General features: G+C 63.7%; 14 protein-coding genes. 2 read left to right on the top strand and 12 right to left on the bottom strand.

Translation table 11 applies throughout. The annotated features are described in order from the left end of the window. From QZ213_RS15785 to cysG, 12 genes are all read right to left on the bottom strand, one after another. Window positions 1-180, bottom strand: a 180-nt coding sequence (locus tag QZ213_RS15785) for an SDR family NAD(P)-dependent oxidoreductase (protein WP_291687019.1), incomplete at its 3' end; no start/stop codon positions are given. Window position 181: 1 nt separating this feature from the next. Then, window positions 182-1363 carry a DUF3734 domain-containing protein gene (locus QZ213_RS15780; protein WP_291687018.1) on the bottom strand — a complete coding sequence of 394 codons (1182 nt, stop codon included), beginning with the start codon at window positions 1361-1363 and terminating at the stop codon, window positions 182-184. A 97-nt stretch (window positions 1364-1460) separates the two neighbouring features. Next, window positions 1461-1961 (bottom strand): CAP domain-containing protein, encoded by a 501-nt coding sequence (locus QZ213_RS15775; RefSeq protein WP_291687017.1) that lies wholly within the window; start codon window positions 1959-1961, stop codon window positions 1461-1463. 85 nt (window positions 1962-2046) lie between these two features. Continuing rightward, window positions 2047-3090 (bottom strand): sulfate ABC transporter ATP-binding protein, encoded by a 1044-nt coding sequence (locus tag QZ213_RS15770; protein ID WP_291687016.1) that lies wholly within the window; start codon window positions 3088-3090, stop codon window positions 2047-2049. Further along, complete coding sequence (gene cysW / locus QZ213_RS15765) at window positions 3080-3955, bottom strand: sulfate ABC transporter permease subunit CysW (RefSeq protein WP_291687015.1); 876 nt, start codon at window positions 3953-3955, stop codon at window positions 3080-3082. The genes QZ213_RS15770 and cysW overlap by 11 nt, the downstream gene beginning before the upstream one ends. A 6-nt stretch (window positions 3956-3961) precedes the next feature. Further along, on the bottom strand, window positions 3962-4798 hold the full coding sequence (gene cysT / locus QZ213_RS15760; protein WP_291687014.1) for a sulfate ABC transporter permease subunit CysT: 837 nt from the start codon (window positions 4796-4798) through the stop codon (window positions 3962-3964). Between the two features lie 26 nt (window positions 4799-4824). Continuing rightward, entirely contained in the window at window positions 4825-5814 is a 990-nt protein-coding gene (locus QZ213_RS15755) for a sulfate ABC transporter substrate-binding protein (RefSeq protein WP_291687013.1), read from the bottom strand. Between the two features lie 122 nt (window positions 5815-5936). Further along, window positions 5937-6668 carry a phosphoadenylyl-sulfate reductase gene (locus QZ213_RS15750; RefSeq protein ID WP_291687012.1) on the bottom strand — a complete coding sequence of 244 codons (732 nt, stop codon included), beginning with the start codon at window positions 6666-6668 and terminating at the stop codon, window positions 5937-5939. Further along, complete coding sequence (locus QZ213_RS15745; protein ID WP_291687011.1) at window positions 6665-7180, bottom strand: DUF934 domain-containing protein; 516 nt, start codon at window positions 7178-7180, stop codon at window positions 6665-6667. Before QZ213_RS15745 ends, QZ213_RS15750 begins: the two co-directional genes overlap by 4 nt. Beyond that, window positions 7167-8828, bottom strand: a complete 1662-nt coding sequence (locus QZ213_RS15740; protein WP_291687010.1) for a nitrite/sulfite reductase — start codon at window positions 8826-8828, stop codon at window positions 7167-7169. The genes QZ213_RS15745 and QZ213_RS15740 overlap by 14 nt, the downstream gene beginning before the upstream one ends. 12 nt (window positions 8829-8840) lie before the next feature. After that, window positions 8841-9158 carry a DUF2849 domain-containing protein gene (locus QZ213_RS15735; RefSeq protein WP_291687009.1) on the bottom strand — a complete coding sequence of 106 codons (318 nt, stop codon included), beginning with the start codon at window positions 9156-9158 and terminating at the stop codon, window positions 8841-8843. Next, window positions 9155-10591 carry a siroheme synthase CysG gene (gene cysG / locus QZ213_RS15730; RefSeq protein ID WP_291687008.1) on the bottom strand — a complete coding sequence of 479 codons (1437 nt, stop codon included), beginning with the start codon at window positions 10589-10591 and terminating at the stop codon, window positions 9155-9157. Before cysG ends, QZ213_RS15735 begins: the two co-directional genes overlap by 4 nt. Window positions 10592-10845: 254 nt before the next feature. Between cysG and cysD the strand changes: the two genes are divergently transcribed. Both cysD and QZ213_RS15720 read left to right on the top strand, forming a co-directional pair. Then, window positions 10846-11640, top strand: a complete 795-nt coding sequence (cysD, locus tag QZ213_RS15725) for a sulfate adenylyltransferase subunit CysD (RefSeq protein ID WP_291687007.1) — start codon at window positions 10846-10848, stop codon at window positions 11638-11640. A 23-nt stretch (window positions 11641-11663) separates the two neighbouring features. Next, the coding region (locus tag QZ213_RS15720) for a GTP-binding protein (RefSeq protein WP_291687006.1) at window positions 11664-11969 on the top strand (306 nt) is incomplete at its 3' end.

The raw sequence follows: 11969 nt of genomic DNA, 5'->3' as shown, positions 1-11969 counted from the left end.
GACCGCCTTGACCTTGAACTCGGCTTCGATGCCGGAGCGTTCCTTGTCGATGTCGGCGGGCGCGCCCATGCCGTTGAGAACGATATTGGCGCCGGCGCCGGCGAAGGCGCGCGCATACGCCAGTCCGATGCCGCTGGTCGATCCCGTCACCACCGCCGTCTTGCCTGTCAACGTACCCATTTCATTTGCTCCTGTTGTCGTCGGGGATTCCGGTGCCGTCCCCGGTGAGATCGTAGGTGACCATGGTCTCGCCGGACTGCGGCCGATCGAGCCAGTCCTTGTGTCGCATCGACAAATGAACGTCGCGCTCGCCCGCGCCCCAGTGCTCGACCATGCCGATATGCGAAAAATCATAGTCCTTGGACGAGGATTCGTAGTTCTTGCTGCGGTAGATCAGGTGCACCACCGTGACGGTGTTCTCCTTGGCGGCTTTGCACAGGATCTCGACCGACGGATCGTTCTTGAGATAATCGGGCAGCTTTCCCATCAACTCGCGCAGCGCCTTGCGGGTGTTGTGGATCTGCTTGTTCTTGTCGGTGTTCATCCGGGTGCGGCTGGAAAAGCGGATGTCTTTTTCGCGCTCCGCGGCCTCCAGCAGCGAGACCGGCAGCGGCCCGCGGGCGCTGAACAGATCAACCTGGAAGATCAGGAGGTCGTTGTCGATCTCCGCATCGAGCACAAAATCGAGCGGCGTGTTGGTGGCGATGCCGCCGTCCCAATAATGCTCGCCTTCAATTTCGACGGCAGGGAAGCCCGGCGGCAACGCGCCGGACGCCATGATGTGTTCCGGCCCGATCCTCTTGCCCTGCTTTCTGAATTCGAAATTGTCGAAATATTTGAAGTTGCCGGTGGTGACACCGACCGCGCCGACGCTGAGCCGGGTCTCCAGCGCGTTGATGCGGTCGAAATCGACCAGACGCTCCAGCGTGGCGCGCAGCGGCGCGGTATCGTAATAGCTCTGCGACTGCGGGCTGCCCTGCGGCCAGAGCGGGGCCGGCGGAATCCTCGGCCGGAAAAAGCCGGGAACGCCGAAGGTCGCGATCAGCGCGGCACTGGTCTCGTTGAATAGCGATCGCGCGCGGTCGCCCTTGGTGACGGGATTCCAGGGCACCGGCGCCGAAACCATGTCCCAGAATTCCTTCAGCCGCCCAACCCGCTTTTCGCGCGGGTTGCCGGCGATGATCGCGGCATTGATGGCGCCGATCGAGATGCCGGCGACCCAGTCCGGTTCGAAATCAAAGTGGCACAGCGCCTGATAGGCGCCGGCCTGATAGGAGCCGAGCGCGCCTCCGCCCTGCAGCACCAGCACGCGATGCGCCTTGGCGGGCGTGCTTGCTGGCGCTGGGCTGGGATGATCGGTCATGTGTCGGTCAATCAAAATATGGAATAGCGAAGAGCACCGTGGCGTCCCTTCGCGGTGACGTCAATCTGCGAGGCGCCAGGCGGCGATCACGCCGGGTTTATCGCGGGTCCGATGAAGCCATAATGAGCGTCCAGAATACCCTGTATTTGGTATTTGGAGCATAGCTCGCCGCGATGCCTAATTTTGTGACGCCAGTTTTCAGCATATTGGCCCTGTGCGGGGGCGAGTCGCGCCAGCCGGAAAATGCCTCGGCCAGGGTATGATAGCCCGCCGACACGTTCTCCACCGCCGCCGTCGCGGGGTATCCGGAGGCATTGAGGCGTTGCGCCAGGGGCGCCTTGACGTCGTGGTCGAGCTTGTTGCGGCTGGCCATCGCCTGCGACTGCGCTTCCGCCAGTTTCATCAGATCGGGGTCGACCGTCACCGCGCCGAGCCCGTTGTTCTGCCGGTATTGCGAAATCATCGTCGCCGCGGCCTGGGAATCGAGCCTGGCGCCGGCATTGGCCATGTCGGCATACATGGTCGGCTCCTCGATCGGCGCCTCCCCCGCGCAACCGCCAAGAGCCAACAGCGCGATAATGGCGATCATCGCCCGCATGATTCGAAATTCCCCCAGATGGCCTGGGGGTTGTTGCATACCAACCGTGGCTGAATGGTGAATGGCGCCCCGGAATGACGGGCAATCAGTCCTGCCCAGCGAAAATCCGGTAGTGCCGGGGCTGCAATCCGACGATATCGCCGGTCCTGAGTTCCCGATCCCGGGGCGCGTCGATCTCGATCACGGTCTCGCCGCCGGACAAGGCGACTTCGGCGCGCTGGATCGGGCCGAAGGTCCGGACATGCCGGACCTTGCCCTCGAAGGCGCCGCTGCCGGCCGGCCCGACCTGCATGTCGTGGCGGCGGACGAACAGTTTCGATGCGCCGGAAGCCGCGCCATCGGCCCTGATACCCAACACCTTGCCGCCGAGCCGCACGCAGCCGTCGCTGACATCAACCGGCAGCACGATCGACTCGCCGATGAAGCCGTGCACGAACGCGGTCGCCGGATTGTCATAGACATCGCCGGGCGTGCCGATCTGCACGATGCGGCCCCTGTCCATCACCACTACCCGGTTTGCGACTTCGAGCGCCTCTTCCTGGTCGTGGGTGACGAAGATCGAAGTCACGTTGATCTCGTGATGCAGCGAACGCAGCCATTGCCGCAGCTCCTTGCGCACCTTGGCATCGAGCGCGCCGAACGGCTCGTCGAGCAGCAGGATGCGCGGCTCGATCGCCAGCGCCCTTGCCAGCGCGATGCGCTGACGCTGGCCGCCCGACAACTGGCTCGGATAGTGATCCGCAAGCCAGTCGAGCTGCACCAGATCCAGCAATTCCCTGACCCGCGCACGGATGCCCGCTTCGTTCTTGCGCACCGCGCGCGGCTGCACCCGCAGGCCGAACGCGACGTTTTCGAACACGGTCATGTGGCGGAACAGTGCGTAATGCTGGAAAACGAATCCGACATGGCGCTCCCGCGCGCCATGGGCGAGCGCGTTTTCACCGTCGAACGTAACCTCGCCGGCGTCCGGCCAGTCGAGCCCCGCGATGATCCGCAGCAGCGTGGTCTTGCCCGAGCCCGACGGCCCGAGCAGCGCCACCAATTCGCCGGTGGCGACCTTCAGGTCGACGCCGTCGAGCGCGGCAAAGGTGCCGAACTTCTTCACCAGGCCTTTGACTTCAATGGACACGCGTTGACTGCCCTTCGTCCAGATGCCGTTCGAGAATGGTCTTCGCCACCAGCGTGATCAGCGCGAGCATCGCCAGCAACGAAGCGATCGCGAACGACGATACGAATTGATATTCATTGTACAGAATTTCGACCAGCAGCGGCATCGTGTTGGTCTCGCCGCGAATGTGACCGGAGACCACCGACACCGCGCCGAATTCGCCCATGGCTCGGGCGTTGCACAAGAGCACGCCGTAGAGCACGCCCCATTTGATGTTCGGCAAGGTGACGCGGAAGAAGGTCTGCAGGCCGGACGCGCCGAGCGAGATCGCGGCCTCTTCCTCCTGCGTGCCCTGTTCCTGCATCAGCGGAATCAGCGCGCGCGCGACGAACGGAAACGTGACAAAGATGGTCGCGAGCGCGATCGCGGGCACCGCGAACAGCACGTGGATGTTGTGGCTTTGCAGCCAGGGTCCCCAATAGCCCTGCGCGCCGAATAACAGCACGAACACGAGGCCCGAGATCACCGGGCTGACCGAGAACGGCAGATCGATCAGCGAGATCAGGAAGGTCTTGCCGCGAAAGTCGAATTTTGCAATCGCCCAGGCCGCGACGATCCCGAACACCAGATTGAGCCCGACCGAAATCGCCGCCACCAGCAGCGTCAGGCGGATCGCCGACAGCGCTTCCGGATCGGACAGCGCGGAAAAATAGGCGCCGACGCCCTTTGAGAAGGCCTGCGCGAATACCACGACCAGCGGCAGCACGACGAAGACGGTCAGGAAGATCACCGCCAGCGTGATGATGACGAAGCGAACCGGCCGCGGCTCGGTCCGCAGATCGTCCCGGGCGGCACTCATAACACGTTGGGGTTGCTTCATCGGCATCAGCCCCTAATGCGCGGGCAGGCGCAGTTGCGCCCAGCGCTGCAGGCGGTTGACCGCGAAGATGATCAGGAACGACGCCACCAGCATGACAACGGCGATCGCGGTCGCATCCGCGTAGCGGAACTCCGAAAGCCGGATCACGATCAAAAGCGGCGCGATCTCCGACACGTTCGGCAAATTTCCGGCAATGAAGATGACCGAGCCGTACTCGCCGACCGCGCGCGCGAAGGCCAGCGCAAATCCGGTCAGCAGCGCCGGGATCAGGCTCGGCAGGATCACCTTGGAAACCGTATGCCAGCGATTGGCGCCGAGGCTGGCGGCCGCCTCCTCGATTTCGACGTCGAGGTCGAGCAGCACCGGCTGCACCGTCCGCACCACGAAGGGAATGCCGATGAAAATCATGGCGATGAAGATCCCGATCGGCGTGAACGCCACCTTGATGCCGAGTTCGGCGAGCGGCGCGCCGAGCCAGCCTTTTTGCGCAAACAGCGCGGTCAGAGCGATGCCGGCGACCGCGGTCGGCAAAGCGAAGGGAACATCGACGATGGCGTCGAACAACCGGCGGCCCGGAAAACGGTAGCGCACCAGCGCCCAGACGATGATCGTGCCCATCACGAGATTGACGGCTGCCGCCGCAAAGGCGAGGCCGAACGAAATCTTCAGCGCGTTGAGGGTGCGGCGGCTCGTCAGGATACCCCAGAACTGATCGGGGCTCAGTTCAAGGGTCTTGACGAACAGGCCCGCGAGCGGAATCAGGACGATGACGGAGAGCCAGGTCAGCGTCAGCCCCATGGTGAGACCGAACCCCGGCAAGGTGCTGCGTCGTCCGGCGCCTCCGCTCACAATGCCCCCTGCTTCCGCGTCGCAAATCAGTTCTTGTAAATCTGGTCGAAAACGCCGCCTTCGCCGAAGTGTTCCTTCTGCGCCTTGGTCCAGCCGCCGAACACGTCGTCGATCGTGAACAATTCGACCTTTGCGAACGAGTTTTCGTATTGCTTGGCGATCTCGGGATCGCGCGGCCGATAGGAATTGCGCGCGGCGATTTCCTGGCCTTCTTTGGTGTACCAGTATTTCAGATAGGCTTCGGCGACCGCGCGGGTGCCTTTTTTGTCGGCGACCGCATCGACGACCGCCACCGGGGGCTCCGCCAGAATGGACAGCGGCGGCGAGACGATCTCGAACTTGTCCTTGCCGAATTCGCGCTGCGCCAGGAAAGCCTCGTTCTCCCAGGCCAGCAGCACGTCGCCGACGCCGCGCTCGACGAAGGTGACGGTCGAGCCGCGGGCGCCGGTGTCCAGCACCGGCACGTTCTTGTAGAGATCAGCGACGAATTGTCTGGCCTTGTCGGCCGAGCCGAGTTTCTTCTGCGCGTAGCCCCAGGCCGCCAGGTAATTCCAGCGCGCACCGCCCGAGGTTTTCGGGTTCGGCGTGATGACGCTGACGCCGGGCTTGATCAAATCGTCCCAATCCCTGATGCCCTTGGGATTGCCCTTGCGCACCAGGAACACGATCGTCGATGTGTAGGGCGAGGCATTGAGCGGCAACCGCTTCTGCCAGTCGGCAGCGACAAGCCCCTTGTTGGCGATGGCGTCGATATCATAGGCCAGCGCCAGCGTGACCACATCGGCCTGCAGCCCGTCGATCACGGCCCGCGCCTGCGAACCGGAGCCGCCATGCGACTGCTTGATCTCGACGCTCTTGCCGGTTTCCTTCTGATAGGCTGACGCGAACGCCTTGTTGAAATCAACATAGAGTTCGCGGGTCGGATCGTACGACACGTTGAGCAACGTGACATCGGCGGCAAACGCCGAACTTGCCCAGCACAACGCGGCGACGACAGGCAACATGCGACGGAACATCCCAATCTCCATTCGGCCTGACGACGTCATTGTCATCGAAGGCAAGAATATCACTCAGGTCAATGCGGCATTAAGTCAACGAAACCGCATTTCATTGTTCGGGCTGCTGCAACGTCACCATGCTACGAAGTCTTCACCGTATGGATGCCGCATTCTGTCTTGGCCCTGCCGCGCCAGCGGCCGGCGCGCGCGTCTTCATCCGAGGAGCTCCGGCTGGTGCAGGGCATGCAGCCGACCGACAGATAACCGGACTTCGCGAGCGGGTGCGGCGGCAAATTTGCACGCGCGTAGACCGCCTCGATCTCTTCGCGCGAGACATTGGCGAAGGGATTGAATTTCAGCCTGACACCGTCCTGCTCGACGACGGGGATGTCGGCGCGCAAGCCGCCCTGAAACCGCTTGCGGCCGTTGATCCAGCCGCTGAACGGCTTCAGCGCGCGCGCCAGCGGCTCGACCTTGCGAATGCGGCAGCAGGCGTCGGGATCTGAGAACCATAATTCGCGGTCGGGATCCTCGCGGTTCAGCGTCTCTTCCATCGGCTCGATGGAGCGGACATCACGCAGGCCCAGCGTCGCGATCAGGGTGTCGCGATAGGCGAGCGTCTCCGTAAACAGCCATCCGGTGTCGAGAAAGACCACGGGGATGGCGGGATCGACATCGGCCATCACCTTCAATAGCGCCGCCGATTCGGTGCCGAACGAGGAAACCAGGGCGAGACGCTCGCGGCCGACGGTCCGCAACGCGGTTGCGATCACTTCCGCCGGCGACGCATTGCGAAGCGCACGATCAAGCTCTTCCGCGGGCGGCAACACGCCCGCCGTGTCCGATGACGCCTGATGGGCGAGAGCATTCATGGGCTGGCGCTTTCCGAATGACGCAGCATCATGCGCCGGTGCAGCGCCGTCATGCGGCCGTCGCCGGTCGGCTGATAGAATACCGAATAACGCTTGACCGTGATGGCGAAAGCCTCGGCATCCGCCGGTTTTTTCACTTCGAACGAGTCGAACCCGGCGCGCAGCATGAACAGGAACTGGTCGCGAAGCACCTGGCCGGTGGCGCGCAACTCGCCGCGATAATTGTGACGTTCCCGCAGCAGCCGCGCCTGGCTGTAGGCCCGGCCGTCGCGGAAGGTCGGAAACACCAAAGCGACCACCGCGAGCCGGTCGAGATACGGCACGAGATCGTCGAGGTCGCGATTGTTCGGCCAGATCACGCCGGTTTTGCCAGCGCGCCGCGACAGCGCCTCCGGATCGCCGAGAAACCGCGTTGACGAAAGCAGGATCGCGCCGCCGCCGGGAACCTCGGCGTCGTCGGCGACATGGATGAACTCGTCGCCGGTTATCTTTCCGTCCTTAACGAGTGGCATAGACGCGCTCCCTGAATGGTTCGACGCCGAGCCGCTTCACCGTATCGACGAACAGCTCGTCGGGACGCGCCCGCAGCGCGAGATAGGCTTCGACAATGTCCTCCACCACGTCGGCGACTTCGCCATAGGGCACGGCGGGTCCAATCAAGGCGCCGAGCTCGGCATTCTCGTCGGCGCGGCCGCCGATCGTGATCTGGTAAAATTCCTCACCGTTCTTCTCGACGCCGAGAATGCCGATATGGCCGACGTGATGGTGGCCGCAGGCGTTGATACAGCCGGAGATATTGATATGCAGCCGCCCGATCAGGTCGGCGGTCTCGTGGTTGGCGAAGCGCCGGGTCAGTTCCTGCGCGATCGGGATCGAGCGCGCATTGGCGAGCGAGCAATAGTCGAGCCCCGGGCAGGCGATGATGTCGGAGACCAGATTGACGTTCGGCGTGGCGAGCCCGATCTTGTCGAGCGCGTTCCACAGCGCCGGCAAATCGCGCTTTGCGACATGGGGCAGCGCGAGGTTCTGCTCGTGCCCGACGCGGATCTCGCCGAATGAATATTTGTCGGCGAGATCGGCGAGCGCGTCCATCTGATCGGCGGTGGCGTCGCCGGGCGGTCCGCCCACCGGCTTCAGCGACAGCGTCACGATCGCGTAGCCCTGCACCTTGTGCGTGGATACCGAATTCTTGCGCCACCGCTCGAACAGCGGGTCATGCGCGGCCTTCTTCAATTCCTCCGGCGTATGCGGCAGCTTTTCGTACGCCGGATAGGTGAAGCGCGACCGGATGTCCTCGATCATGGCGTCGTCCAGCGTCAGCGCGGTGTCGCTGTCGCGCATCTCCTGCCATTCGTCCTCGACTTCCTTTGCAAACTTATCGATGCCGAGCTCGTGCACCAGGATCTTGATGCGCGCCTTGTAGATGTTGTCGCGGCGGCCGTACTGGTTGTAGACGCGCAGGATCGCCTCGACATAGCTGAGGAGATCGCGGCCATGCACGAACGGCTTGATGGTCTTGCCGATGAACGGGGTGCGGCCGAGGCCGCCGCCAACCAGCACCTCGAAGCCGGTTTCGCCTTCGGCGTTCCTGTGCAGCCGCAACCCGATGTCGTGGATCTTGATCGCGGCGCGATCGTGCGGGGAAGCGGTAATCGCGAATTTGAACTTGCGCGGCAGGAAGGAGAACTCGGGATGCAGCGTCGTATACTGCCGTATCAGTTCGGACCAGATCCGCGGATCCTCGATCTCGCCGGGCGCGACGCCGGCCCATTGATCCGAGGTGACGTTGCGCGTGTTGTTGCCTGACGTCTGCATGGCGTGAATGCCGACTTCGGCGAGATCGCCCAGCGCATCCGGCAATTCGGCCAGCTTGATCCAGTTGAACTGGATGTTTTGCCGCGTCGTAAAATGGCCGTAGCCGCGGTCGTAGCGCCGCGCGACATGGGCCAGCCGCCGCAATTGCTCCGACGACAGCGTGCCGTAGGGGATCGCGATCCGGAACATGTAGGCGTGCAGCTGCAGATAGACGCCGTTCTGCAGCCGCAGCATCTTGAATTCGTCCTCGGTGAGTTCGCCCGACAGCCGGCGCTTCACCTGGTCGCGAAATTCCTCAACGCGCTCGTTGATCAGCGTGCGGTCGAGTTCGTCATATGCGTACATGATGGATGGGCCTTATGCCGGAACCGGAAGATCGATGGTGACGCCCTGGAGCCGGATATGTTCTCGCAGATTGCCGGGCTTGATCTTGCCGCTTTCCTTGATTTCGACCGGCGCGATATAGGCGCCGACCGCGCCGACATCGTCGGCCACCGATTCCGCCAGCAGCGCGCGGGCCTCATCCGACGTGCGAACGATCGCGGCGTCCGACAGCTTGGCCGACCAGTCCTGCCGGGCGGTGCGATAGATCACGATGCCATCCCAGGTGCGGTTGGCGGTGACCACCGACGGGCCGGTGATCTTGATTTTCTTCTGTTCAAGCGGAGAGGTCATTCGGCTGCATCCAAAAGTTCTGACATTACCTGGTTGAGGTCTTGGTGACGCCATGGCGCGGAATGCGCGACCACGTCGCCGATGATGAGAATGGCGGGACCGCCGTCGATCTGTTCGATCAGATCGGGCAATCGATCGAGCGTGCCGACAGCGGCTTGCGCGTCCGGCCGCGTCACCCGCGCGAACACGCCGACCGGGGTTCGCGGTGAGCGCCCGGCGGCCAACAGGCCCGCGCGGACCGACGGCGCCGCGGTCATGCCCATGTAGACCACGACGGTCATCTTCTCGTCGGTCAGCGTCGACCAGTCGACGGTTTCGGCGTCCCTGGCCTTGTGCGCGGTGAGGAAGGTGATGCGCAGCGCCTCGTGGCGGAAGGTGAGCGGCACCTCGAACTGCGCGGCGGCACCTAGCCCTGCGGTAATGCCGGGAATGATCGAATAGGCGATGCCGGCGTTGCGCAAGGCTTCGACTTCCTCGCCGCCGCGGCCGAACACGAAGGGATCGCCGCCCTTCAGCCGCACCGCGCGCTGGCCTGATCTTGCCGCCACGATCATCAGCCGGTTGATCGCGTTCTGGCCGATGCCGGGCTTGCCGATGCGGCGGCCCACGGGAACGCGCGACGCATCGCGGCGCGCGCGATCGAGCACTTCAGGCGAGACCAGTTCATCATAGAAAACGACGTCGGCGTCCTGCAACGCGCGCAGCGCCTTGATGGTAAGCAGATCCGGATCGCCCGGACCGGCGCCGACCAGCGTCACCCTGCCCTCGGCCCGGCCACCATCTTGCGCGCCGGCAAACGCGCTGGGATCAGCAATGTCTTTCAACGCGGCTTCGGCTTCGTCCGCGCGCCCGGCGAGAACCAGCGCGCCGATCGGGCCGTCGACCACGCGCTCCCAGAAGCGGCGGCGCAGCGGAAATTCGCCAATGCGGCCGTGGATCGGTTTGCGCCAGCGGCCGACGAAACCGGCGAGATCGCCGATGCGGGCCGGTAGCACTGCTTCGATGCGCTCGCGCACCCGGCGCGCCACGACAGGCGACGCTCCGCCGGTGCCGACGGCGACCACGACATCGCCGCGGTCGACGATGGCGGGAAAGATGAAGGTCGAATGTGCAAGGTCGTCCATGACGTTCACGGGCAGGCCCAACGCCTTGGCCCGCGCCGACATCGTAGGTCCAAGGTCGCCCGCGCCCGCGCAGAGGATGGCGATGACGCCGGTCAGATCGGCGGAAAACGGATCGCCTTTCGCAAGCTCGACCCGCGCCGCGTCGGCGGGTTCAAGGCCGCTCACATCGTGATGACCATCGGTCGCATACCAGCGAACCCGCGCGCCTGCGGCTGCCAGCAGGCGCAGTTTCGCCCGCGCCAGATCGCCCGCGCCGATGAGCAGCACGGGCCCGGCTTGCAGATCGAGAAATACCGGCAGGAATCGCATGCGACACTCGCTTCCCCAACTTCAGGGGTTGACTAGAATTATTTTCTATATATGTCTCGATCAAGCCTCGCAAAGGGAAAATTATTTCTTCTCTGCTGCGATGCAACTATAGAATTTTCGCCTCCAGAGGCCAAGGTCCAGAGATGCATCTTCTCAACAACGATTCCGTCAAAAAGCGGTTGCCTTGGTCGGATACGCCTGAGGGCTCGCCTGTCCGGCAAATTCCGGCCAATGGACCCCCGCTTGAGCCCACCATGGATCACCTCGACGCGCTGGAAGCGCAGAGCATCTACATTTTCCGCGAGGCCTTCGCGCGGCTGAAGAAGCTCGCGCTGCTGTGGTCGCTCGGCAAGGACTCCAATGTGATGATCTGGCTCGCGCGCAAGGCCTTCTTCGGCCGCGTGCCGTTCCCGGCCTTGCACGTCGATACCGGCAAGAAATTTCCGGAGATGTACGCGTTTCGCGATCGCTATGGCAAGGAATGGGAGCTCGATCTCAGGGTCGAGCCGTGTCCGCCGCTCGAGACCATCGATCCGACCCTGCCGCCGGCCGCGCGATCGGCGGCGCGCAAGACCGAGGGATTGAAACTCGCGCTCGCCAAATACGGCTTTGACGGCTTGATCGCCGGCATCCGCCGCGACGAGGAGGCAACCCGCGCCAAGGAGCGGGTGTTCTCGCCGCGCGGCACCGAAGGCGGATGGGACGTGCGCGATCAGCCGCCGGAATTCTGGGACCAATTCAACGCCTCGCCTCCGCCGGGCGCGCATTTGCGCATCCACCCGATCCTGCATTGGACCGAGGCCGACATCTGGGCCTACACCAAGCGCGAAGACATCCCGATCATCCCGCTCTATCTCGCCAAGGACGGCAAACGCTATCGCTCGCTGGGCGATCAGGACATCACCAATCCCGTGGATTCGAGCGCCGCGAGCATCGAGGAGATCCTGATCGAACTCGACAACACCAGGGTGCCGGAACGCGCGGGCCGCGCGCTCGACCACGAGACCGAAGACGCTTTCGAGCGGCTGCGCGTCGCCGGCTATCTCTGAACCGACCTTAGTTGAGCGATCCGATGAACATGATCATCCCCGCAAGCGTATCGGCGACACCGAACGGCACCACGCGCCCGCAGGTCCGCATCGTCATCGTCGGCCATGTCGATCACGGCAAGTCCACCTTGGTCGGGCGTCTGTTGCACGAGACCGGCAGCCTGCCCGAGGGCAAGCTCGAAATGCTGAAAGCCGTCAGCGCCCGACGTGGCATGCCATTCGAATGGTCCTTTCTTCTGGATGCGCTGCAGACCGAGCGCGACCAGGGCATCACCATCGACACCACGCAAATTCGCTTCCGCACGGGCTCGCGCGACATCGTGCTGATC

Source organism: Bradyrhizobium sp., assembly GCF_017881085.1.
Taxonomy (GTDB): domain Bacteria; phylum Pseudomonadota; class Alphaproteobacteria; order Rhizobiales; family Xanthobacteraceae; genus Bradyrhizobium.
This window is presented reverse-complemented; position numbering and strand designations above follow the sequence as displayed.